Origin of the sequence: Burkholderia sp. MSMB1826, assembly GCF_001526325.1 — a bacterium.
Lineage (GTDB): Bacteria > Pseudomonadota > Gammaproteobacteria > Burkholderiales > Burkholderiaceae > Burkholderia.
The window spans coordinates 354,489-378,060 of the sequence record NZ_LOYN01000043.1 but is presented as its reverse complement, the minus strand read 5'-3'; the positions used below and the strand labels follow the sequence as shown (position 1 = coordinate 378,060).

23 protein-coding genes are annotated in these 23,572 nt (G+C 68.0%); 15 read left to right on the top strand and 8 right to left on the bottom strand.

Annotated elements, in window-relative coordinates:
• Nucleotides 1–21 precede the first annotated feature (21 nt).
• The 4 genes from rimO to WS95_RS25385 all read left to right on the top strand — a co-directional run bounded on the left by rimO (nt 22) and on the right by WS95_RS25385 (nt 4,271).
• Entirely contained in the window at nt 22–1,383 is a 1,362-nt protein-coding gene (rimO, locus tag WS95_RS25400; protein WP_006497181.1) for a 30S ribosomal protein S12 methylthiotransferase RimO, read from the top strand.
• Between the two features lie 3 nt (nt 1,384–1,386).
• Nucleotides 1,387–2,313, top strand: a complete 927-nt coding sequence (locus WS95_RS25395; protein ID WP_034207417.1) for a sugar kinase — start codon at nt 1,387–1,389, stop codon at nt 2,311–2,313.
• A gap of 120 nt (nt 2,314–2,433) precedes the next feature.
• Nucleotides 2,434–2,976 (top strand): hypothetical protein, encoded by a 543-nt coding sequence (locus tag WS95_RS25390; RefSeq protein ID WP_059785950.1) that lies wholly within the window; start codon nt 2,434–2,436, stop codon nt 2,974–2,976.
• A gap of 113 nt (nt 2,977–3,089) precedes the next feature.
• Nucleotides 3,090–4,271: a cystathionine beta-lyase gene (locus WS95_RS25385; protein WP_034207415.1), complete on the top strand. Its 1,182-nt coding sequence runs from the start codon at nt 3,090–3,092 to the stop codon at nt 4,269–4,271.
• An 87-nt stretch (nt 4,272–4,358) separates the two neighbouring features.
• Here WS95_RS25385 and serB read toward each other — a convergent pair whose 3' ends face one another.
• A complete protein-coding gene (gene serB, locus WS95_RS25380) occupies nt 4,359–5,204 on the bottom strand; it encodes a phosphoserine phosphatase SerB (protein ID WP_034207414.1) in 846 nt (281 codons plus the stop codon).
• Nucleotides 5,205–5,373: 169 nt separating this feature from the next.
• Nucleotides 5,374–6,312, bottom strand: coding sequence for a LysR family transcriptional regulator (locus WS95_RS25375; protein WP_034207413.1), 939 nt, complete (start codon nt 6,310–6,312; stop codon nt 5,374–5,376).
• Between the two features lie 124 nt (nt 6,313–6,436).
• Here WS95_RS25375 and WS95_RS25370 point away from each other — a divergent pair, with 124 nt between their 5' ends.
• Both WS95_RS25370 and WS95_RS25365 read left to right on the top strand, forming a co-directional pair.
• Nucleotides 6,437–7,453, top strand: a complete 1,017-nt coding sequence (locus tag WS95_RS25370; RefSeq protein ID WP_034207412.1) for a zinc-binding alcohol dehydrogenase family protein — start codon at nt 6,437–6,439, stop codon at nt 7,451–7,453.
• Nucleotides 7,454–7,612: 159 nt separating this feature from the next.
• Nucleotides 7,613–8,164, top strand: coding sequence for a DUF6013 family protein (locus tag WS95_RS25365; protein WP_034207915.1), 552 nt, complete (start codon nt 7,613–7,615; stop codon nt 8,162–8,164).
• 268 nt (nt 8,165–8,432) lie between these two features.
• Here WS95_RS25365 and WS95_RS25360 read toward each other — a convergent pair whose 3' ends face one another.
• Together WS95_RS25360 and WS95_RS25355 are read right to left on the bottom strand one after the other, a co-directional pair.
• A complete protein-coding gene (locus WS95_RS25360; protein ID WP_059785938.1) occupies nt 8,433–9,236 on the bottom strand; it encodes an ABC transporter permease in 804 nt (267 codons plus the stop codon).
• Nucleotides 9,233–9,934, bottom strand: coding sequence for an ABC transporter ATP-binding protein (locus tag WS95_RS25355; RefSeq protein ID WP_059826761.1), 702 nt, complete (start codon nt 9,932–9,934; stop codon nt 9,233–9,235). Before WS95_RS25355 ends, WS95_RS25360 begins: the two co-directional genes overlap by 4 nt.
• A gap of 152 nt (nt 9,935–10,086) precedes the next feature.
• On the opposite strand from WS95_RS25355, the gene WS95_RS25350 reads away from it, so the two are divergent.
• Nucleotides 10,087–12,384 (top strand): AsmA family protein, encoded by a 2,298-nt coding sequence (locus WS95_RS25350; RefSeq protein ID WP_059826759.1) that lies wholly within the window; start codon nt 10,087–10,089, stop codon nt 12,382–12,384.
• Between the two features lie 6 nt (nt 12,385–12,390).
• Here WS95_RS25350 and WS95_RS25345 read toward each other — a convergent pair whose 3' ends face one another.
• Nucleotides 12,391–12,843, bottom strand: a complete 453-nt coding sequence (locus WS95_RS25345) for a lipocalin-like domain-containing protein (protein WP_034207409.1) — start codon at nt 12,841–12,843, stop codon at nt 12,391–12,393.
• Between the two features lie 169 nt (nt 12,844–13,012).
• Between WS95_RS25345 and WS95_RS25340 the strand changes: the two genes are divergently transcribed.
• The 6 genes from WS95_RS25340 (at nt 13,013) to WS95_RS25315 (ending at nt 19,747) form a co-directional block, all read left to right on the top strand.
• Nucleotides 13,013–14,605: an ABC-F family ATPase gene (locus WS95_RS25340; protein WP_059826756.1), complete on the top strand. Its 1,593-nt coding sequence runs from the start codon at nt 13,013–13,015 to the stop codon at nt 14,603–14,605.
• A gap of 233 nt (nt 14,606–14,838) precedes the next feature.
• Nucleotides 14,839–15,588 carry an FkbM family methyltransferase gene (locus WS95_RS25335; RefSeq protein WP_059826754.1) on the top strand — a complete coding sequence of 250 codons (750 nt, stop codon included), beginning with the start codon at nt 14,839–14,841 and terminating at the stop codon, nt 15,586–15,588.
• Nucleotides 15,589–16,587: a phosphotransferase enzyme family protein gene (locus WS95_RS25330; protein ID WP_059826752.1), complete on the top strand. Its 999-nt coding sequence runs from the start codon at nt 15,589–15,591 to the stop codon at nt 16,585–16,587. It abuts the gene before it with no gap.
• A 1-nt stretch (nt 16,588) separates the two neighbouring features.
• Nucleotides 16,589–17,467, top strand: a complete 879-nt coding sequence (locus tag WS95_RS25325) for a 4Fe-4S cluster-binding domain-containing protein (protein ID WP_034207405.1) — start codon at nt 16,589–16,591, stop codon at nt 17,465–17,467.
• Nucleotides 17,464–18,531, top strand: coding sequence for an asparagine synthase-related protein (locus tag WS95_RS25320; protein WP_059826751.1), 1,068 nt, complete (start codon nt 17,464–17,466; stop codon nt 18,529–18,531). Before WS95_RS25325 ends, WS95_RS25320 begins: the two co-directional genes overlap by 4 nt.
• 7 nt (nt 18,532–18,538) lie before the next feature.
• Complete coding sequence (locus WS95_RS25315) at nt 18,539–19,747, top strand: glycosyltransferase (RefSeq protein WP_059826748.1); 1,209 nt, start codon at nt 18,539–18,541, stop codon at nt 19,745–19,747.
• Here WS95_RS25315 and WS95_RS25310 read toward each other — a convergent pair.
• Nucleotides 19,704–20,393: a cephalosporin hydroxylase family protein gene (locus WS95_RS25310; protein WP_034207402.1), complete on the bottom strand. Its 690-nt coding sequence runs from the start codon at nt 20,391–20,393 to the stop codon at nt 19,704–19,706. The two genes, WS95_RS25315 and WS95_RS25310, sit on opposite strands and share 44 nt — an antisense overlap.
• Before the next feature lie 25 nt (nt 20,394–20,418).
• Between WS95_RS25310 and WS95_RS25305 the strand changes: the two genes are divergently transcribed.
• A complete protein-coding gene (locus WS95_RS25305) occupies nt 20,419–21,384 on the top strand; it encodes a phosphotransferase (protein WP_059826747.1) in 966 nt (321 codons plus the stop codon).
• Nucleotides 21,385–21,396: 12 nt separating this feature from the next.
• Here WS95_RS25305 and WS95_RS25300 read toward each other — a convergent pair whose 3' ends face one another.
• A complete protein-coding gene (locus WS95_RS25300) occupies nt 21,397–21,975 on the bottom strand; it encodes a polysaccharide deacetylase family protein (protein ID WP_059826746.1) in 579 nt (192 codons plus the stop codon).
• 408 nt (nt 21,976–22,383) lie between these two features.
• Here WS95_RS25300 and WS95_RS25295 point away from each other — a divergent pair, with 408 nt between their 5' ends.
• Nucleotides 22,384–22,866 (top strand): DUF2501 domain-containing protein, encoded by a 483-nt coding sequence (locus WS95_RS25295; RefSeq protein ID WP_034207399.1) that lies wholly within the window; start codon nt 22,384–22,386, stop codon nt 22,864–22,866.
• Nucleotides 22,867–23,019: 153 nt separating this feature from the next.
• Here WS95_RS25295 and WS95_RS25290 read toward each other — a convergent pair whose 3' ends face one another.
• Entirely contained in the window at nt 23,020–23,385 is a 366-nt protein-coding gene (locus WS95_RS25290) for a hypothetical protein (protein WP_027784520.1), read from the bottom strand.
• Nucleotides 23,386–23,572 lie beyond the last annotated feature (187 nt).

The following is a 23,572-nucleotide window of genomic DNA, read 5'->3' as shown; positions in this document are numbered from 1 at the left end:
CGCCACGCCCCCACATTCCAGATGTCCCAATCCCCCAAAGTAGGGTTCGTATCCCTCGGGTGCCCGAAAGCGCTCGTCGATTCCGAACAAATCATCACGCAACTGCGTGCCGAAGGTTATGAAATCTCCGGCACCTACGACGGCGCCGACCTCGTCGTCGTGAACACCTGCGGCTTCATCGACGAAGCCGTGCAGGAAAGCCTCGACGCGATCGGCGAAGCGCTGACCGAGAACGGCAAGGTGATCGTCACCGGCTGCCTCGGCGCGAAGTCGAGCGCCAGCGGCTCGAACCTGATCGAGGAAGTCCACCCGAAGGTGCTCGCCGTCACCGGCCCGCACGCGGTGGGCGAAGTGATGCAGGCCGTGCATTCGCACCTGCCGAAGCCGCACGACCCGTTCGTCGATCTCGTACCCGCGGCCGGCATCAAGCTCACGCCGCGTCACTATGCATACCTGAAGATCTCCGAAGGCTGCAACCACCGTTGCACGTTCTGCATCATCCCGTCGATGCGCGGCGACCTCGTGTCGCGCCCGGTCGCCGAAGTGATGCTGGAAGCCGAGAACCTGTTCAAGTCGGGCGTGAAGGAACTGCTCGTGATCTCGCAGGACACGAGCGCTTACGGCGTCGACGTGAAGTACCGCACGGGCTTCTGGAACGGCAAGCCGATCAAGACGCGCATGACCGACCTGGTCGCCGCGCTCGGCGAACTCGCCGCGCAGTACGGCGCGTGGGTGCGCCTGCACTACGTATATCCGTATCCGAGCGTCGACGAAGTGATTCCGCTGATGGCCGAAGGTCCGTTCAAGGGCCACGTGCTGCCGTATCTCGACGTGCCGTTCCAGCACGCGCACCCGGAAGTGCTGAAGCGCATGAAGCGTCCGGCGAACGCCGAGAAGGTGCTCGAGCGCGTGCAGAAGTGGCGCGAGATCTGCCCGGACCTGACGATCCGCAGCACGTTCATCGCGGGCTTCCCCGGCGAGACGGAAGAACAGTTCGAAACGCTGCTCGACTTCGTGCGCGAAGCGGAACTCGATCGCGTCGGCTGTTTCGCGTATTCGCCGGTCGAAGGCGCGACCGCGAACGACCTGGACGGCGCGTTGCCGGACGAGGTCCGGGAGGAGCGTCGCGCGCGCTTCATGGAAGTGGCCGAGGAAGTATCGGCGAACCGCATGCAGCGCAAGGTCGGCAAGACGCTCAAGGTGCTGATCGACGAAGTCGGCGAAGAAGGCGGCATCGGCCGGACGGCAGCGGATGCGCCGGAAATCGACGGCGTCGTCTATGTCGAGCCGGCGGCGAAGGCATCGAAGCGCTACAAGGTCGGCGATTTCGTGTCCGTGAAGATCACGGGCGCCGACGGCCACGATCTGTGGGGCGAGGTGTAAGCGATGGCCGCTGCGTTTCCGGAGATCCTCGCGCTCGGCGAGGCGATGATCGAATTCAACCAGTCGCAGCCGGGGCGTCCCGAATTCCTGCAGGGCTTCGGCGGCGACACGTCGAACTTCTGCATCGCGGCGGCGCGCCAGGGCGCGTCGACGGGCTTCGTGTCGGCGATCGGCGACGATCCGTTCGGCCGGCTGCTGGCCGACATGTGGGCGGCGGAGCAGGTCGACACGACGTACGTGCGCATCGACCGCACGGCGCCGACCGGCGTGTATTTCGTCACGCACGGCATCGACGGCCATCAGTTCGACTATCTGCGCGCGGGGTCGGCTGCGAGCCGCTATGCGACGGGCGACCTGCCGCTCGACGCGCTCGCGGCCGCGAAGGCCGTGCACTTGTCGGGCATCAGTCTTGCAATTGGCACGGCCCCGTGCGACGCGGCATTCGCGGCGATCGACCATGCGCGTCGCCACGGCGCGAAGGTCAGCTTCGACACGAACCTGCGCCTGAAGCTGTGGCCGCTGCCGCGTGCCCGTGCGGTGATGCGCGAGGCGCTGCGCCAGACGGACATCTGTCTGCCGAGCTGGGACGACGTGACGGCGCTCACGGGCGCGAACGATCGCGACGCGATCGTCGACGCGATGCTCGAGCACGGGCCGCAGGTCGTCGCGCTGAAGCTCGGCAAGGAAGGCGCGTATGTCGCGACGCCGCATGAGCGGCGCGTCGTGCCGGGCTTCGCGGTCGAGGCCGTCGACGCGACCGGCGCGGGCGACTGCTTCGGCGGCGCGTTCGTCGCGCGGATCGTCGCGGGCGACGATCCGTTCGCGGCCGCGCGTTATGCGAACGCGGCGGCGGCGCTGTCGACGACCGGTTACGGCGCGGTCGCGCCGATTCCGCACCGCGCTGCGGTGGAAAGCCTGATGCAGGGCTGACGCGAAACGCGCACGCCGACGCAGTCGCGGCGCAGGCTGGCGCGGCGACGCAAGAGCCGGGTTTCGACCCGGCACGGTCCCGCGATCGACGGGCGAATCTGAAGCAAGGAGCAACACGAGGTGGGTCGATATTCGGAATGGCAACGGGCGCTCGTCGTCGCGGGTGCGCTGGCAGCGGGCATCGCGATGCCGGCGGCGGTCGAAGCGCAGGCGGTTGCACCCGGCGTGCAGCAGGATGAACCGGCGCCGGCGCGGCCGCTGAAGCCGAATCCCGAGTTCGCCCGCTTGCCGCGCTACGAAGGCACGCTCGGCGACCGGCCGATCGTCGTGCATCTCGGCCCCAAGACGGACGAGGAAGGCGTGCACGGCGAATACCAGTTCGCCGACACGGGCGAGGTCGTGCTGCTCGCGGGCGACCGCGACGGCGATACGCTCGAGATCGAGGAGTCGAACGACGGCACGAACATCACTGGCGTGTGGATCGGCCGTTTCGACGCGGCGGGCGACCTGAAGGCGGACCGGATGAATTCGGACGAATCGGATCCGCAGCCGGTCGTGCTGCGTTTGGCGCCGGGCAAGCGCGCGGCGCTGCAGGTGCGCGACGGCCGCGTGCGCGAAATCGAGACGGTGGGCGGCGTCGTCAACCTGCGAACCGACGACTGAACGGGCGCTGGCTCGGCGTGCGCGGCGCGCACTGTACCGGGCCAAGTGCGCCGATTTTGGCTACTCTAGCGACATATTCCGCAACCGAACGGCCTCGTGCCCGGCCTCCAGTCATGACCGCATCCACTCCCAAGCGCGCGCTGCAAACCCGCATCGTTCAACCCGACGACGCCATTCCGGAAGGCTTTCGTTCGTTCGTGCCGCCGGTCGCGCGCGCGTCGACGGTCGTGTTCCCCGATCTCGCGACGATGCGCGCGCTGGTCTGGCACGACGACAACCAGTGGCGCTACGGGCTGCACGCGACGCCGACGTCGCTCGCGCTCGCGCAGCGGCTCGCCGAGATCGAGGGCGGCACGCACACGCTGCTGCAGCCGTCGGGTCTCGCGGCGATCATGAACGTCTACTTCGGGATCGTGAAAGCGAGCGACGACGTGCTGATTCCGCACAACGTGTACGGCCCGAACGCCGATTTCGGCAAGTGGCTGGCGAACGATTTCGGCATCACCGCGCGTTTTTACGATCCGTTGATCGGCGCCGGCATCGCCGAGCTGATCCAGCCGAACACGCGGCTGATCTGGATCGAGGCGCCCGGTTCGGTGACGATGGAAGTGCCCGACGTGCAGGCGATCACGGCGGCCGCGAAGGCGCGCGGCATCGTCACCGCGATCGACAACACCTTTTCGGCGGGCCTCGCGTTCAAGCCGTTCGCGCACGGCGTCGACATCTCGGTGCAGGCGCTGACCAAGTACCAGTCGGGCGGCAGCGACGTGCTGATGGGCGCGACGATCACCGCGAACGCGGAACTGCATGCGAAGCTGAAGCTCGCGCGGATGCGCTGCGGGATCGGCGTGTCGGTCGACGATTGCTCGCTCGTGCTGCGCAGCCTGCCGAGCATGCAGCTGCGCTTCGACGCGCACGGCAAGAGCGCGCTCGCGCTCGCGCAATGGCTGAAGACGCGGCCGGAGATTGCGGCGGTGCTGCATCCGCAGATCGCCGACTGCCCGGGGCACGCGTCGTTCATGCGCGATTTCACCGGCGCGGGCGGGCTGTTCTCGGTGGTGTTCGACGCACGCTACAGCGCGGAGCAGGTCGACCGTTTCGTCGAGTCGCTCGAGCTGTTCGCGATCGGCTGGAGCTGGGGCGGCGCGTGCAGCCTCGCGATGCCTTACGACGTCGCGTCGATGCGTCCGGACTGGCCGCATCGCGGCACGCTGGTGCGTTTCTACGTCGGTCTGGAAGACGAAGCCGATTTGCGCGCGGACATCGAGCGCGCGATGCAGGCCGCACTCGGCTGATCGCCGGCCGGCAACGTCCGGCACGAAAACGAAACGCCGGCGCGATGCCCTGTCGCGCCGGCGTTTTTCATTGACGGTGCGGCCGGATCAGAACAGTCGCAGCAGCCCGTCGAGGCCGACATGGTCGAACGCGACCGTCGCCGCGTCGCGCACGACGGGCTTCGCGTGATACGCGACCGACAGCCCGGCTTCGGCCATCATCTTCAGATCGTTCGAGCCGTCGCCCATCGCGATCGCGCGGCGCGGCTCGAGGCCGAGCGACGCGCACGTCTCGCGCAGCAGGCGCGCCTTCACGTCGGCGTTGACGATCTCGCCGAGCACCTTGCCGGTGAGCTTGCCGTCGACGATCTCGAGCGTGTTCGCATGCGCGTAGTCGATGCCGAGGCGGGCTTTCAGCCGCTCGGTGAAGAACGTGAAGCCGCCCGACACGAGCAGTGTCTTCATGCCGGCGGCCTTCACGCCGGCCAGCATCGTCTCGGCGCCCGGCGACAGTTGCAGCCGTTCTTCGTACACGCGCTCGAGTGCGTGCGCGTCGAGCCCGGCCAGCAGCGCGACGCGGCGCGTGAGGCTTTCGTTGAAATCGCGGATCTCGCCGCGCATCGACGCTTCGGTGATCTCCGCGACCTGCGTCTTCAGTCCGCAGAAATCGGCGATCTCGTCGATGCATTCGATCGTGATCAGCGTCGAATCCATGTCCATCACCGCGAGCCCGAAATCGCCGAGCGTGAGGCCGGCCTCGACGAACCCGAAGTCGAGCGCGTGCGTGCCGCAGTACGCGTCGATGTCGAGGCGCTGCGCCGGGCTCGCGTTTTCGACGCGCAGCGCGTGATCGTCGGTCTGCACGATGCGGGTGCCGCGCGAGAGCGCGAGCAGCGGTTTGTGATGGGCGTCCGACAGCGGCGCAAGACTCTGGATGACGAGATTGTGGGTCATGACGAGTGGTTGGAAGACGAATGAATGACGTGCGCGGCCCACGGACGGCCGCCTGCGGACGCGGGCCTCGTGCGGCTGCAGGCCGTTGCGTCGCGAACGCGCCATTGTAGCCGGTTGGCCGTGCATGGCGGCCGGCGCCGGAGCGAAACCGCGCGCGGTGCGGTGGCGGTCATCCGTTTGCGCGATCCCAGTACGGCGGATCGCCGAAATGCTCGGCCAGGAACGCGATGAACGCGAGGGTTTTCAGCGGCACGTGCGCGCGGCTCGGATAGACGGCCCAGATCGCGACGTCCTCCGCGAACGGGTAGTCGTCGAGCACGGTGACGAGCGCGCCGCTCGCGAGCAGCGGGCCGACGTCCCAGGTCGACTTGATCGCGATGCCGAAGCCGTCGACGAGCGCTTCGCGGATCGCCTCGCCGTTGCTCGCGACGAGCCGGCCGCCGACCCGCACCGTGAGCGGGCCTTGCGGCGTCGCGAACGACCAGTCGCGCTGGTCGCCGAGGATCACGCATTCGTGCTGCGTCAGGTCGGCCGGATGGCGCGGCGTGCCGTGTTCGGCGAGATAGGCGGGCGAGCAGCACAGCACGCGGCGGTTGACGGCGAGCTTGCGGGCGACGAGCGTCGAATCCTTCAGCGCACCGAGGCGGATCGCGACGTCGTAGCCGTCGTCGACCAGATCGACGATCTCGTCGGACAGCCGCAGATCGAGCGACACGGACGGATAGCGGCGCAGGAACGCCGGAATCACCGGCGCGACGTGCTGGCGGCCGAACGACGACGACATCGACACCTTCAGCCGCCCGTACGGCTCGCTGCGACCGCGGCCGACCGACGCGCGGGCGGCGTCGGCGGCCGCGAGCAGCGCGTCGGCGCGCGCCATGAAGATTTCGCCGTCCTGCGTGAGGCTGATGCGGCGCGTGGTGCGATGCAGCAACCGCGCGCCGAGCTGGCGTTCGAGCTGCGCGATGCGTGCGCTCGCGACCGCTGCCGACACGCCGAATTCGCGCCCGGCCGCGCTGACGTTCGCGAGCAGTGCCGCGCGCACGAACAGCGCGACGTCGAGCAGGTCGAGCGGCTTGTCGGGCGCCGAAACGGGAGCGGACGTCATTATTCTGAAATTCCTGAAAATGTTTCAGGAAATATAGCGGTTTTCTCGAATTATCGGGTTGCCTACGATGGCACGCATGGAGGTTGCGCCGCAGCCTGCCGGATTTCCTGAAAGGAGTATCGAGATGAAAGCCGTTGGATTGACCCGTTATCTGCCGATCGACGACCCGCAAGCGTTGCTCGACGTCGAACTGCCGCAGCCCGTGCCGGGCCCGCGGGATGTGCTCGTGAAGGTCGAGGCGATTTCCGTGAACCCGGTCGACACCAAGGTGCGTGCGCCGAAGCCGCAGATCGAGGAGACGCCGCGCGTGCTCGGCTGGGATGCGGCCGGCACGGTCGTCGCGGTCGGCGCCGACGTCACGCTGTTCCGGCCCGGCGACGAAGTGTTCTACGCGGGCAGCATCACGCGGCCCGGCGCGAACAGCGAATTCCACGCGGTCGACGAGCGGATCGCCGCGCTGAAGCCGCGCACGCTCGACTTCGCGGCGGCGGCCGCGCTGCCGCTCACCGCGCTGACCGCATGGGAAGCGCTGTTCGACCGGTTGCGCGTGTCGCCGCAGGGCGCGGACGCGGGCAAGTCGGTGCTGATCATCGGCGGCGCGGGCGGCGTGGGCTCGATTGCAATCCAGCTCGCGAAGACGCTCGGCAAGCTGCACGTGATCGCGACTGCGTCGCGGCCGGCGTCGGCCGACTGGGTGCGCGCGCTGGGCGCGGATGCGGTGGTCGACCATTTCGGCGATCTGCCGGCGCAATTGCGCGAGATCGGCCATCCGAGCGTCGACTACGTGCTGATCTTCAACGATACCGACCATCATTTCCCGGCCGCTGCGGAAGTCATCCGGCCGCAGGGCGGTATTTGCACGATCGTCGAGAACGCGAAGCCGGTGCCGGTCGAATTGCTGAAGGCGAAGAGCGCCGCGTTTCACTGGGAATTCATGTTCACGCGTGCGATGTTCGAGACGCCGGACATGATCGAGCAGCACAAGATCCTGAGCGAGGTGGCGCGGCTCGTCGACGGCGGCACGCTGCGCACGACGCTCGGCGAACAGCTCGGCACGATCAATGCCGAGAACGTGCGGCGCGCGCACCGGATGCTCGAGGGCGGGCGCGCGATCGGCAAGCTCGTGTTGAGCGGGTTCTGAGCCGGCGGTACGCGTAAGGTTGCGGCGCCGCGAACGCAAGCGGGGTAACACCCGATGCGTTTGCGGCGCATTGCATCCCGCTTGGCGGTAGACTGGCAGCGCATCATGCATCGAAAACCGCGCGGCACGCGCGTGCCGCCGCATTACAAGGAGGTCAGCATGAGCCAACGCAGCTTGTCGGTCGCCGCATCGTGGTCGGTCGTGTTCGCGGCGGCGTGCGTCAGCGCGAGCGTATTCGCGGCGCCGCCGGTCAAGGGCAGCCTGAAGGGCGGCGGTACGGGACAGCTCGAATACACCGTCAAGGTCGACTCGAAGACCTTCGGCAATACGCAGGAGACCCGCAAGATCCGCTCGGGCGAGACGGACGATTTCAACTGGAAGTCGGTGCCGCCGAGCGGTGCCGTGGCGATGCCGGACGGCTGCCCGAACGCCGACAACCTGCCGCGCGACGCGAACGGCGCGATGGTGCGGCAGACCCAGGTGCGGCTCGCGCCGTCGGTCGACGCAAAGGGCGTCGCCAACGTGCAGTTGAGCTTCCAGGCGGCCGCGCCGAAGGGCACGCGCAGCGTGACGGCCGGCGGCAAGTCGCTGCAGTGTCCGGACGTCGCGTCGGTGAGCCAGGTGAAGTGGGTGTCGATTCCGACCAACGGCGGGTCGAAGTCCGTGACGATGAGCGACGGCACCAAGGTGACGGTGTCGATCAAGCGTTGAGCGGCGCGCGCGGGCCGGCGTTTCGTCCGGTCCGGTGCGCGCGCAACCGGTTCGACGGGGGGCGGAACGAGCAGGCCAGCACGCGAGCAGGTCTGCCGTGCCGCCGTCGCGATGCATCCGTTGCCGGCTTCGCGGCGCGGCGCGGCGCCGCGACCGTGCAACGGCGACGTGTGACGTGATGCGGATGTCACCTCATGCTCGCGCGCATCCTGTCCGTCCGGTCATGACATTTCGGTGAAACTTCGCATGCGCAGGCTGCCGCCGCGCGTCAGTGCGTGCGCTCTTCGAGCCGGGACGCGAGAAAGCGGTGATCGGCCGAGAACAGCCGGCGATAGGTCATCAGCACCGCGCCGACGGTGCCGAGCGCGGACGCGGCGGCGATCAGGAACATGATCACGATCTGGTAGCGCACGGCCTGTAGCGGCGACTGGCCGGCCAGCACCTGGCCCGTCATCATCCCCGGCAGGCTCACGACGCCGACCACCGCCATCTGGTTCAGCGTCGGCAGCATGCCCGCGCGCACGGCCTGGCGCGCGGCGTCCTGCGCGGCTTCCCAGCGCGTCGCACCCAGCGCGAGCGCGGTTTCGACGCGATCGCGGCGCGCGGTGAGTTCCTCCATCATCCGCTCGACGCCGAGCGAGACGCCCGTCAGCGTATTGCCGAGAATCATCCCGAGGATCGGGATCGCGTATTGCGGCGCGAACCACGGATGGATGCGGATCACGACGAACAGGCCGACCGCCGCGACGAACCAGCTGCTGAACCAGATCGACGCGATGCTGTCGATGCGTTGGCCGCGGTACGTGCGCTTGCCGCGCCCCGCGCCGGCGAAACCGGCGATCAGCGTCATCAACGCGGTGAGCGGCAGCACGACGTACCAGTGCGGATGGCCGAACACCCAGCCGAGCACGTAGCCGATCGCGAGCAACTGCACGACGGTGCGCATCGCCGCGAGCGCGAGCTTGCGGCCGAGGCCGAGCGACAGCGCCGCCGAGATCGCGCCGTTGACGGCGACGAGCGCGGCGGCGATGCCGACGTCGACCAGACTCAGGTCCTGCAGTGCCGGGCTCATCGCGCAACCTCCGTCGGGTCGGCCGCGTGCAATACGCCGGCCTGCATCACGAGCCGTGTCGTGCCGATCCGCGCGGCCTGGGCCGGATCGTGCGAGATCCACATGTAGGCGCGTGCGTCGGGCGCGGCGTCGAACCACGCGCCGACGAGCGCTTCGATCGCGCGTGCCGATTCGGGATCGAGGGCGGAGGTGGGCTCGTCGAGCAGCAGCACGTCGGGATCGAGCTGCAGCACGCGCAGCAGCGCGGCGATCTGCGCCTCGCCGCCGGACAGGTCGCTCGCGCGCTTGTCGAGAAAGTCGGCGCCGCGGCCGGCCTGTGAGGCGAGCGTTTCGGCGCGTGCGCGATCGAACGCGACGTCGCGATAGATCGCGAGCGAATACGGATAGCGCAACTGCGATTCGACGGTGCCGTCCATTTGCGCGGGGCGCTGGCGGACATAGGCGACACTGCGCCGGTAGCGCGGAATCGCGCTGCGCCGGATCCGGCTGCCGCGCCACAGGAGGCGGCCGCCGTCGAGCGGATCGAGTAGCGCGAGGGCGCGCAGCAGCACGCTCTTGCCCGACCCGGAGGGGCCGGTGACAGCGATTCGCGAGCCCGCGGCGAGGCTGAAATCGGTCGGGGCGAGCAGCGTCTTGCCGCTGCTGGCGTCGCGCCGCGTGATGTGCTGCGCGTCGATGAGGCCGGTGGGGGAGGTCATGTCACAAATGAAAAAAAGCGTTAATGGCGCCGAAAGGCCGTCATGTCGTGCGTCATAATACCGATCGAAAAGCCGCAGTTGTCGTGCGCCGTTCGTCCACGCAAGCGGCCCGGCACGGTGCGGCAAGACTTCAGAACAACAACGGAACCGCCATGACGCTAACCCGAGCCATCGGCAAATCGGCTGCATGGGTCGTCGGCATCGTCGCGGTGCTCATCGCGGCGGCCGGCGTCTTTCTTTTCACGTTCGACTGGAACCGCGCGAAACCGTGGGTCAACGAACAGGTGAGCGCTGCACTCGGCCGCCCGTTCGCGATCAACGGCGACCTCAAGGTCGGCTGGCGTCGCCCCGATGGCGAAACCGGCTGGCGCGCATGGGTGCCCTGGCCGAGCTTCTCCGCCACGCAACTCGAAATCGGCAATCCCGACTGGGCGAAGGCGCCCAAGTTCGTTACGCTCGATGCCGCGCACTTCGATCTCGCGATCCTGCCGCTGCTTGCGCATGAAATCGTCATCCCGTCGATCGACGTCGTGAATCCCGCCGTCGATCTCGAGCGGCGCGCGGACGGCAGCAATACGTGGACCTTCCAGTTCAAGCAATCGTCGCAGCCTTCGCGGTGGAAGGTGCGGCTCGACAGCTTCGGGTTCGCGAAGGGCACCGTCACGTATCGCGACGCGATCACGAAGGCCGATCTGACCGTCGCGATCGATACGCTCGGCCAGCCGATCCCGCTCGGCGACGTGCTGAAGGAACAGGAGCAGACGTCGCGTGCGGCGTCGGCGCAGCGCGTGGGCAAGCATGGCGCCGCGCAACTGGGCGCGAAGGCCGATGCGCAAGCCGCGTCGGGGGCGAGCGCGGCCGCGGCCTCGGGCGCGTCGGCCGCGAGTGTCGTTGCGTCGGCCGCTTCCGGTTCGTCGGGGTTGCCCGCTGCGTCCGCGCCTGCCACGCCTTCCGCGTCGGCGGCCGCTGCCGCGTCCGGCGCCAGCGGCGCGGCGGCGCCCGCGAAGCCGTCCGGCCCGACCTATGCCTTCGGGCTGAAGGTCGACGGCCGTTACAAGAACGTGCCGATCAGCGGCACCGGCAAGGTCGGCGGCGTGCTCGCGATCCAGGATGCGTCGCGGCCGTTCCCGCTGCAGGCCGACGTGAAGGCCGGCGATACGCGGCTCGCGATCGTCGGCACGCTGACCGACCCGATGCATCTCGCGGCGCTCGACCTGCGGCTGTGGCTGCAGGGCACGTCGATGTCGCACCTTTATCAGCTCACCGGCATCACGCTGCCCGATACGCCGCCTTATGCGACCGAAGGGCGCTTGATCGGCAACTTCAAGCCGCACGCGAGCACCTTCCGCTACGAGAACTTCAATGGCCGCGTCGGTGGCAGCGACCTCGGCGGCACGCTCGTCTGGGCGCAGCGCGCACCGCGGCCGAAGCTGTCGGGCGAACTCGTGTCGAACCTGCTGCAGTTCTCCGATCTCGCGCCGGTGATCGGCGCGGATACGGCCGCGAGCAAGGCCAAGCGCGGCGACACGACGCGCCAGCCGCCCGATCGCGTGCTGCCGGTGGAGACGTTCCGCACCGAACGCTGGAGCGCGATCGACGCGGACGTGAAGTTCACCGGCCGCAAGCTGATCAAGAGCCCGCAGTTGCCGATCACCAACCTGTACACGCACATTCTGATGCAGGACGGCGTGCTGTCGTTCGAGCCGCTGCAGTTCGGCGTCGCGGGCGGCACGCTCGAGACGAACGCGCATCTCGACGGCAGTCGCACGCCGCTCAAGGGCCGCTTCAAGCTGGTCGCACGGCATCTGAAGCTCAAGCAGCTGTTCCCGACGCAGAAGGTGATGCAGACGGCACTCGGCGAAATCAACGGCGACGCGTCGCTGTCGGCAACCGGCAATTCGCCGGCCGCGCTCGCGGCGACGTCGACCGGCGAAGTGAAGGCGCTGATCACCAACGGCCGCATCAGCCGCTTGCTGATGGAGGCGGCGGGGTTGAACGTCGCGAACGTCGTCTACGAGAAGCTGTTCGGCAACCGCGACGTCAACATCAATTGCGCGGCGATCGATTTCGTGGCGACCGACGGCATGCTCGACCCGAAGGTCTTCGCGCTCGATACCGACGATGCGCTGATCAACGTCGACGGCCCGATCAACCTGCGCGACGAATCGCTCGACCTGAAGATCCATCCGCATACGAAGGGCTTCCGGATCTTCTCGCTGCGCTCGCCGTTGTATGCGAAGGGCACGTTCAAGAACCCGAAGGTCGGCGTCGATGCGGGCGCGCTCGCGCTGCGCGCCGGCGCGATGATCGGGCTCGGGCTGATCAACCCGTTCGCGGCGCTGATTCCGCTGATCGCGCCGAGCAACAACCGCGACGTGCCATGCTCGGAACTGTTCGGGCAGATGAAGGCGCAGGCGGCGCAGAAGGCGGCCAGCAAGGCCGGCAAGTGATGCGCGTCAGCGGCCCGCGCGCGCCCACAGCAGCACGGCGTCGACCTCGCGGCCGTCGATCCGCACCGGCGCGACGGTGCCGAGCTGCAGACGATCGCCGTCGAGCATGACGGCCCGCTGCTGGACGTCGCCGATCCAGTTCGGGAACAGGCTGACGTCCATCGCGTGGGTCAGCGTGCCGTCGTCGGCGACCTGAAAGGGGCCGGAGTAGGCGATATAGCCGCGCGCGGCGGCCGCGCATTCGTCGTCGGTGCCGCCCTGAAGATCGCCGTTGGCGTAGCGCGGCCGGCCGGCGGCCATGAGCTGGGCCGACATGTAGCCGTCCGGCGTATAGAGGATCCAGCCGCGCACGTCGCGGCCGAGCGGATAGGCGACCGCGCTGCCGTCGCACGGGCGGATTTCGTAGGACACGAGGCGCCATGCGCCTACGAGACGTTCGCGAAGCTGGCTGGCGAGCATGCGGGATTCCGGCAAGACGGCGGTGGGGCGCGTGCCGTCGTGTTGATGGGCCGCCGGGCGGCGAGGCGGAGAGCCTGGAACGGGCTGCCGGGCGGTGCGGTCGGCAGTTTCGCCGACACCTGCTAAAATACACGGTTTTCCGTCGATTTCTCTCTTAACGGGACCTGCCGTGCTTTCTACTGCCAACATCACGATGCAATTCGGGCCGAAGCCCTTGTTCGAGAATATCTCGGTCAAATTCGGCGAGGGCAACCGCTACGGTCTGATCGGCGCAAACGGCTGCGGCAAGTCGACCTTCATGAAGATCCTCGGCGGTGACCTCGAGCCGAGCGCCGGCAACGTCGCGCTGGAGCCGAACGTCCGCCTGGGCAAGCTGCGCCAGGACCAGTTCGCGTACGAGGACGTGCGCGTGCTCGACGTCGTGATGATGGGCCACACCGAAATGTGGGCCGCGATGACCGAGCGCGACGCGATCTACGCGAACCCGGAGGCGACCGACGACGACTACATGCACGCGGCCGAGCTCGAAGGCAAGTTCGCCGAATACGGCGGCTACGACGCCGAGGCGCGCGCGGGCGCGCTGCTGCTCGGCATCGGTATCGAGGAGAAGTTCCACAACGGCACGATGGCCGACGTCGCGCCGGGCTGGAAACTGCGCGTGCTGCTCGCGCAGGCGCTGTTTTCGAAGCCGGACGTGCTGCTGCTCGACGAACCGACCAACAACCTCGACATCAACTCGATCCGTTGGCTCGAGCACACGCTCAACGAGTACAACTCGACGATGATCATCATTTCGCACGATCGTCACTTCCTGAACTCGGTGTGCACGCACATGGCCGACATGGACTACGGCACGCTGAAGGTCTGGCCGGGCAACTACGACGACTACATGCTCGCATCGGCCCAGGCGCGCGAGCGTCAGGCCGCGGCGAACGCACGTGCGAAGGAGCGCGTGGCCGAACTGCAGGATTTCGTGCGCCGCTTCTCGGCGAACAAGTCGAAGGCGCGCCAGGCCACCAGCCGCGCGAAGCAGATCGACAAGATCAAGATCGAGGAATTCAAGCCGTCGTCGCGGCAGAACCCGTTCATCCGCTTCGAGTTCGAGAAGAAGCTGCACAACGTCGCGGTGGTCGCCGAAGAGATCACGAAGAAGTACGAGCGCACGATCTTCCAGAACTTCAACCTGTCGGTGCAGCCGGGCGAGCGCATCGCGATCATCGGCGAGAACGGCGCGGGCAAGACGACGCTGCTGCGTGCGCTGCTCGGCAACCTGCCGCTCGATCACGGCACGGTGAAGTGGGCCGAGAACGCGAACGTCGGCTACATGCCGCAGGACACGTACGAGGAATTCCCGGACGACATCACGCTGATGGACTGGATCGACCAGTACCGCAAGGACGGCGACGACGAAACGATGGTGCGCGGCACGCTGGGCCGCCTGCTGTTCTCGTCGGACGACATCAAGAAGTCGGTGAAGGTGCTGTCGGGCGGCGAGAAGGGCCGCATGATCTGGGGCAAGCTGATGCTCGGCCGCCACAACGTGCTGTTGATGGACGAGCCGACCAACCACATGGACATGGAATCGATCGAGTCGCTGCAGATCGCGCTCGAGCAGTTCGAAGGCACGCTGATCTTCGTGTCGCACGACCGCGAATTCGTGAGCGGGCTGGCGAACCGGATCATCGAAGTGCGTACGGACGGCACGCTGTTCGACTTCGGCGGGAATTACGAGGAGTTCCTGGCGAGCCAGGGGCAGGAGTAAGTGTCCTGAGGTTTCGTCCGGTCGTGGGGCCAGGTCAGGAATCACCGCACCGGCGAACCGCCAGCAGCGCGACAGGCCCGCATCGACAGCAATGTCGATGCGGGCTTTTTCATATCCGCTGCGGCAAAACCTGCCACGCCGCGCATTCCGGTTTCCTCTGCTCAATCGACTTCGGGTAAATTACCCATCCAGCACCGCCCATCATTCCCCATTTCGCCCCGGAGCCGCTCTCGATGCAGGACCATCCTCTCCCGCTCGACCTGTCCGGCCTTGCGCCCAGCCTCTACGCGCAGGGCACCGAGGAGGGCATCCTGTCGCGTCTGATGGAGCGGATCGCGCCGACCAACCGCTTCTGCGTCGATATCGGCGCGAGCGACGGCCTGCGCAACAGCAATACCGCGCGCTTGCTGCGCGAGCAGGATTGGTCCGGCGTACTCGTGGAAGGCAGCGCATACCGGTTCGGCAAGCTTGCCGCGCACTACGCGGGCATGGAGCGCGTCCGTCTGCATCACGATCGCGTGCAGCCCGACACGGTCGACCGACTGCTCGCCGACGCGAACGTACCGACCGACTTCGACCTGCTGTCGATCGACATCGACGGCAACGATTACTGGGTGTGGCGCGGCCTGCAATCGTTCCGGCCGCGCATCGTCGTGATCGAATACAACCCGTACTACACGCCGCCCGAGCGCTGGGTCATGTGCTTCAATCCCGACCACGAATGGGACGGATCGACCTATTACGGCGCGAGCCTCGAATCGCTCGTTCATCTCGGCAGGCAGAAGGGCTATGAACTCGTCTGCTGCGACGACATGGGCAACAACGCGTTCTTCGTGCGGCATGACCTGTACCCGCTGCTCGGCATCGCGAACAACGATCCGTCGGTGTTGTTCCGGCCGGCGATGTACAAGCTGCGCTACGTGGGACACAACACGTTCCTGACCGGTCATCCGTATCGGCACGGGCCGGCCGAGCACATCTGAATGGATTCGCTCGCCGCCACCTTCGACCAGATTCGCGACGCCTACGGGCTCGGTCGCGGCGGCCCGCCGACGCAGGTCAGCGAGCGGGTGTGGCATCTGCCGACCGACGGCGGCGCGGCCGTGGCGGTCAAGCTCCATGCGCTTGAGCACCATGCGCGAGCGATCAAGGAAACCGCCGTCCTCGCGCATCTGGAAACGCATGGCGATACGCGTTTCCATGTGCAGACGCTGGAGCGTACGACGTCCGGCGCGTCGCTGTGGTCGGGGCAGCATTCGCACGCGATGCTGACGCGCTGGGAAGCCGGGCAATTCAAAACCTACGATACGTTCTCGCCAACCGAATGGGAGGCGCTCGGCGCGAGTCTGGCCGCGTTGCACCTGAGCCTCGAATCACTGCGTCTGCCGTCGCGCGATACGATCCGCGCGCGGCTGACCTCGATCGATGCGGACACGGTGCGCCGCAGTCTGCTGGATGCACTCGATCGAGCGAATGCGAGCGCCGCCGCTGCCGCGAACCTGCGCCGCTATGTCGATCTCGCGCTGCGCATGCTCGATCGCTACTATCCGGGCAGCATCGAGGCGTTTCCGGCCGACGATCCGCAGCACCCGATCCACAACGACTACAACCAGTTCAACTATCTGTTCACGGGCAAGCTGCCGCCGCTGATCCTCGACTGGGAGGCGTCGATCGGCGCGCCTCGCGAATACGAGCTGGTGCGATGCCTGAATCACTTGCCGCTGGAAGCGCCGCACCTCGCGGCAGCGTTCGTGCGTGCCTATCGGCGCGTGCGGCCGGTGAACCCGGCCAACCTCGGATGGGCGGTCGACGCCGCATGCTTGCAGCACGCGCTCAAGCTGTGGATCGTGCAAGGCTGGCTCGACGATCCGTCGCGCTTCGCGTCGCACCTGAACGGCGCGGTGACGATGGGGGCGGCGTTGGTGGACGCGCGCGACCATCTGGTCGATTTCTTTTTCCGATGCGTGGAAGCAGGAAGCTGATGTGAGTGCGAATCCGAACACGATCCCGAATCCGCCGCGAGCCGGCGAGCGCCAGCACGTGTTTCCGCCGCCGCTGGATCGCGATTACCGCGTCGAGGACGGGCGCGTCCAGACGCGCTCGCTGGAAGCGCATATCGTCGATCACTGCAACCTGACCTGCGCGGAATGCTGTTCGCTGTCGCCGCTTTTGCCCGAATGGTATGCACGGCCCGAATCGATCGAAGCCGATCTGCGCAAGGCCGCGAAGGTGCTCCGGCCGCGCATGTTCAAGCTGGTCGGGGGCGAACCGTTGCTGCATCCGGCGCTCGTCGAACTGGTCGAACGCGTGCGCGGCACCGGCATCGCGCCCGTGATCTCGGTCACGACGAACGGCCTGAAGCTCGGCGAGATGCCCGACGCGTTCTGGCAAGCGGTGGATGCGCTGACGATCTCGCGCTATCCGAAGCCGGCGCTCTCCGCCGATCTGGTCGCGCACGTCGAGCACCAGGCCGCGCGCTTCGACGTGCGCCTGAACTGGAAGGTGCAGGACGTGTTCACGACGATGAACCGCGCCCAGCCCGGCACGGACCGCGACGAAGCCCGGCGCCTTTATCGCGATTGCTGGATCCGCGAGCGCTGCCATATGATTCGCGACGGCATGTTCTACACGTGCACGCGTCCCGCGCATTTCCATACGCTGTACAAGGGCGAGAAGGATTTCCAGGCCGACGGCCTGCCGTTGCGCGACGATGCGGGCATGCTCGACGCGATGCTGGCCTATCTGCAACGCGAGACGCCGCTCGAAGCGTGCCTGCATTGTCAGGGCGGCAGCGCGCCGGTGGCGCCGCATCGCATCCTCAAACGCATTGAAGTGGACACCTTGAAGGCTCGTTATCCATGATCGTCGGCACGCGCGACCCGTTCGGTTTCGATCGTCTGCACTACCATCCGCGCAGCGGCGTGTCGGCGTCCGGCATCCGCGCCGTATTGCGGGCGTCGGGGCAACCGGCCGGCGCGCCGGATGCGGCCGCCATCGCGGGTTACCTGAGCGGCGAGCGTCTCGTCGGCCGGACCGTGCTGCGCGACGTGTTCGCGGTGCCGCCCGGCCATGCACTGATCCGGTCGCCGCAAGGGCTGACGGTGCAGCCGGCGCCCGAGCGGCCGCAGCATGCCGATCTCGACACCGTGCTGCGCGCGTCGCTGCAGCGCGCGCTCGACAGCGGCAAGCGCGTCGCACTGGCGCTGAGCGGCGGGCTCGATTCGGCGCTGCTGCTCGCGTTGCTGCGCGAGCTCGGCGCGTTGGGGCATGTGACGGCCTACATCCTCGCGACCGGCATGCCCGATTACTGCGAACGCGATGCGGCGCTCGAACTCGCCGCGCGGATGCAGGCGAACGTGAAGATCGTGCGCGCGAACGAGGCCGATTTCGTCGCGGCGCTGCCGAGAACGACCCATGCGGTCGAGGAGCCGATGTTCAACCTGCATCCGGTCGCGAAGCTGCTGCTGGCCGATGCGATGGCGGCGGACGGCGTCGAGGTGGCGATTACCGGCGACGGCGCGGATCAGGTATTGCGCCGCGACCGGTCGGCCAACTATCTGCCGCTGTGCCACGCGTTGTTCGACGCCGCGTCGGTCGACCTGCATCCGCCGTTCGTCGACCCCGCCGTCGTCGCGCATCTGACGAGCGTCGCGCCCGACCCGAACAAGCAGTGCCTGCGCGATCTCGGCGCGCGCCTGAAGCTGCCGGACCGTCTCGTGCACGGCCCCAAGCGCGGGCGGCTCGCGCCGGCGATGGATCTCGCGACGCTGCTCGATCGCGGCCGCACGCATGCGCTGGCCGACACGCTCGGCTTGCCCGCGCCCGCGTTGCAGACGGATACCGAGCGCGTGTTGTGGACCACGCTGACACTGATTCTCGATCATCTCGATCGCCTTCATCCCGATGCTGCGCATCGCCCGACCTGAGCCGCTCATGAAACGCATCCTGTTCTGCGTCGTGCCCGAGAAGGGCCACGTCAATCCCTGCATCGGCCCGGCCCAGCATCTGCGCGCGGCCGGTTGCGACGTCGCGTTCTATGCGCCGGCCGACATCAGCGAACAGCTCGACGGCGCCGGCGACTTCGCGTTCGTCGGGCCGCGCGAGACGCCCGAGCGCCACGACCTGTCGCGCGGCGCGAGCTTCGCCGCGAACATTCGCGACGCCGACTGGCTGCGGCACTGGATCCGCACACTGCTGATCGACCTCGCGCCCGCGCAGGTGGACGGCATCCGCGCGGTGCTGCGCGAATGGCAGCCCGACGTGGTCGTGATCGATCCGCTGCTCTATGCCGCGGCGATTGCCGCCGAACTGGAAGGGCTGCCGTGGGTTTCGATGTCCAATTCGCTGAATCCGGTGCTGCCGGACGATCTGGATTCGGAACTGCTGCGCACAGTGCGATGGCTGGAACCGGAACGCACGCGGCTGTTCGCCCGCTACGGCCTCGACGCGCGCTTTCGCGGTTGCGACGTGCTGTCGCCGCACCTGACGCTCGCGTTCACGACCGACGCGCTGGTCGGCGCGCCGCCGCCCGGCGTCGAACTGGTCGGCCCCGCGATGCCGTCGGGCCCGCGCGGCGACGAGACGGCGTTCCCGTGGGAACGCGTCGATGCGGATCGCCTGCTCGTCTATATGTCGCTCGGCAGCCAGCTTTACTACCATCCGGCGCTGTTCGCGAAGGTGATCGAGGCGACGCGCGCGACGTCCGCGCAACTGGTGCTGTCGGTCGGCGAGCTGGTCGATTCGGATCTGCTGCCGGCCGGCGACGAACGCGTGATCGCGGTACGTTACGCGCCGCAACTGGCGCTGCTGCAGCGCACGCACGCGTTCGTCAGCCACGGCGGCGCGAATTCGGTGATGGAGTCGCTCGCGTGCGGCGTGCCGATGCTGCTGTCGCCGTTCTGCAACGACCAGTTCCATTCGGCGCACTTCGTCGAGCGGGCCGGCGCGGGCTGCGTGCTCGATCTGCAGCAGGCCGGCGTCGCGGAAATCGCCGGCGCGCTCGAACGCCTGTTGCGCCCGGGATCGTTGCGCGAGCAGGCGGCGCGGATCCGCGACAGCTATGCCGCGCGCGACGGCTCCGCGCAGGCCGCCCGCCTGATCAGCGCACTCGCTTCAGGAAGCCGCCTGGCGACAGCGTCATGAGCACGCGGTCCTCGATGTCGCGATCGACGTCGAACCGGTCGTCGCGGGCCAGAAATTCGCGGGTGGCCGTGGCCGGGTTGTTGCCTCGGCCGTACGGCTTGCCGTCGAACATCGACTCGGGCAGGTATTCCATGATGGTGTCCATCACGATCGCGTAGCTGCCGGGCGTCACGAACGGCGCATAGCATTCGAGTTCGCGCAGCACGTGCGCATGCGTATGCGTGAGATCGAGGATCGCCATCACGCGCGCGCCGTCGCCGATCTGCGCGCGCACCGAGGCGAGCGTGTCGGCCGCGCACGATTCGCCTTCGATCAGCACCATGCGGTGGGCGAGCCGGTGTGCGTGCAGGCGCTGCCTGACCTCGTCGCGCAGGCGCGGTTCGATCGCGACGACGCGGCCCGGGTTGCCCGCCAGTTCGAGCATCGACGCGGTGAACACCACGCCGCCGCCCGCGGCGATGCCGGTCTGGACGATGCAGTCGGGGCGCTCGCGCCAGATCAGTTCCTGCAGCGCGAGCATGTCGCCGGGCAGATGGAAGAAGCGTTCGCCGAGCCAGCGGGTCTGGAACAGATGGCCGAATTCGGCGGCGCGCGTCAGCCATTCGACGTTGATGTCCCGCATGCGGGCCGAAGGACGCTCTGACATGGTCGATGCAACGAGTGGGAGTGACGTGAAAACGCTGGAATCGTGGCTACAGCGGTACTGGAACATCGCGCCGGCGCGCCTGCGGGCGCTGGCGTCCGGCCATACTAACAAAACGTATCTCGTCGAGTGCGATGCGGGGCGCACGGTGCTGCGCGTGTCGTGGGCCGGCAAGCCGGTCGGGCAGTTGCGGCGCGAGGCGTCGATACTCGGCCGTCTCGGCGATGCGCGCATGGCGTCGATGCTGCCCGCGCTGCCTCGGCTGCGGCCGACGGTCGATGCGCAAACCGGCGTGCAGATGCCCGACGGAAGCTGGCTGCATCTGTTCGAGCATATCGACGGCCGTCCCGGCTTGCCGGACGACCCGCACGCGGGGGCGACCGATGCGATGCGCACGCTCGCGCATCTGCATGCGGCACTGGCCGCGATACCCGCGAGCGAAGCGGCGCCGCTGGCGTGGTTGCGCGCACGTCATGCGCGTGTGGCGGCGCGCGCGATGCCGTCGCTGCCGAGCAACCTGCGCGACGCTTACGACACGGTGATCCGGCGGATCGGCGCGCAGCTCGACGCAGCGTCGTCGTGGCTCACGGGGCAGGTGCATTGGCTGCACGGCGACTATCACGCAGGCAATCTGCTGTATGTCGGCAACGCGGTGAACGGCGTGCTGGATTTCGACGATGTGGGGCAGGGGGCGCAATGGCTCGAGGCGGCCTTTGCGTCGTTCGCGCTGTCGCGCGATGCGGACCGCGACGACTGCTTCGTGTTCGACCGTGCGCGCTGGGCGGCCTGCCTGCAGGTTTATGCGGCGACGCGGGCCGACGCGGCGCCCGAATGGCTGCGCGACAACCGCGAGCCGTTGATGGCGCTGTTCTGCGCGGACCAGACGCTGATCCATCTCGAAGCCGCGCAGCGCGGCCTGTGGATGCCGGGGCCGGGCATCGGGTTCCTCGGCGGCTGGCGTCAGTTGCTCGACGGGGCGCGGCTCGCGGATTAGCCGGCCGTCGCGTCAGCGCTGCCGGTTCAGGAACAGCCGTACGGCTTCGACCGTGTTGGGTCGCGCGTCGCCGTGCCGCGATCCGTCGTGCAGGCAGAACAGTACGTCGCGATGCTGGGCTGCGCAGGCGTCGACGTGCGCGCACATCGCGTCGAACAGCGCCTGCGGCGATGGCGCCGGCCGCTGCCAGTCGTCCAGTATCGCGGTCCAGCCCGTGTGTTCGCGTTGCAGGCGCGCGAGCACGGCGGCGCGATCGTCCTGCGGCAGCAATCCGTACGGAAGGCGCAGCGGGATCGCGTCCGGCGCGGCGAGGCCGGCGCGGCGGTAGACGTCACGAATCAGCATGTCGGTCGTGTGGATTTCGTCGATCAGTGCGGCGTCCGCGAGCGCTCCCGGCCGCGCATGCGAATGGGTGTGATTGCCGAGCCGATGGCCTTCGCGCGCGATTCTCGTCGCGACGTCGAGCGCGCCCGCCAGGTGTTTGCCGAGCACGAAGAAGGTCGCCGCGCACGATGCGTCGCGCAGCACGTCGAGCAGCGCGGGCGTGGAGGGGCCGGGGCCGTCGTCGAAACTGAGGTGAATGGAGGTCATGGGTTGGCGGGGCCGCTCACTGAACCGGGTCGATGGCCGGCGGGCACGTGCCGACCGGACGCGCGCCGGCCGTCAGCGCGGTCGATGCGTCGGCGATCAGCAGAAGTCGATGGGCAAACGCCACGCGAGTGATCCTTCCTGTCCGAGATCGATGTCGGGTCGCGACGGCCGAACGGCCGGCGACGACGATTTTATGACGCTTCGCGCGGGCCGGCGAGACGGAATGGCGGTCGCCCGCCTGTCGAGCCGGCGAGGCCGCGCGCGATTTCGCGTCAAGCATTGTCAAATCGCCGCGATATCACGATGCCTGACGTTTCATGCGGTGCCGGAGGCTGTCATGCCGCGGTCGATTGAGTATCCTTGGATGCGAATCGCGGTACTCACGCAGTCACAACCGGGAGGCTTCACATGAATGCACGTCTTTACCGCGCGACCGTCGCCGGCGCGCTGATCGGATTGCTCGCGCCGTTTTCGGTCGCGCATGCGCAACTGGGCGATGTCCTGAAGCAGGTCGGCGGTGGCGGCGATTCGGGCGGCAGCGCGGGCGGGGCGCTGGGCAACCTCGGCGGACTCGGCGGCGCGCTGACGGGCGGCGGCGGTACGTCGCTGATGCCGGGCAGCACCGGCAACGTCGCGGGCCTGCTGCAGTTCTGCATCCAGAACAACTATCTCGGCGGCGCAACCGGCGGCGGCGCGGCGTCGGTGAAGGACGCGCTGATGGGCAAGCTCGGCGGCAACGCGTCGTCCGACAGCGGCTATACGAGCGGCGCGAGCGGGATCCTCGACGCAGGCAACGGCAGCAAGCTCGACCTGAGCGGCGGCGGCCTGAAGCAGCAGGTGACCAAGCAGGTGTGCGACAAGGTGCTGACGCAGGCCAAGTCGCTGCTGTAAACGTATCGGCACGCATCGCGCGTGCCGATGCCGGGGGGGCGGTGCGCATGCACCGTCCCCCGGCGATCATTCCGGCCGCTACGTTCGTCGCGGCGACAAGCGCGTCGCGCTCGGCGATGCCGCACCCCGTCGCATGGGCGGCCCTCGTGCGGCTCAATCGGCCAGCCGCTTGTCCGCGAGCGCTTTGCAGCAGTCCTCGTACACCCATTGCACGAGTTTGGCCCGATAGTCGAGATCGTCGGTATCGACGATTTCCTCGACCGCGTCGCGCGCCCACGACGCGTCGACGAATCCCGCATGCCGCTTCGCGATGTCCTGCGCGAGCGCTGCGAGCCGGGCGACCGCGAGCCAGTCGGCCTGGCGGTGATGGCGGTCGAGCCAGCGGTGCGCGGCCTGGACCTGGAACGCGGCGTCCGGCCATGATTCGTTGAGGTAAAACGCGCCGAGGTTGCCGCAGGTGAGCCAGCAAAGCAGCTCCAGGCGGTCTTGCGAGCCGAGGGTATGGGATGCGTCGGACATGGCAGCGCTCACGAAGTGCGTCGATTCCGGGCGGCGCCGGCCGCAACGGGCCGATGCCGATAATAAAAACATAGCACGATGCAGGCCCGGCCGCGCATCCTGGCGGATGCCGGCGTGGCGGCGGCCCGACGAATGCGTGGCCAGCCACGCGCGGCGGGCGACGGCGTACCGACGCGACGGCGCTCGG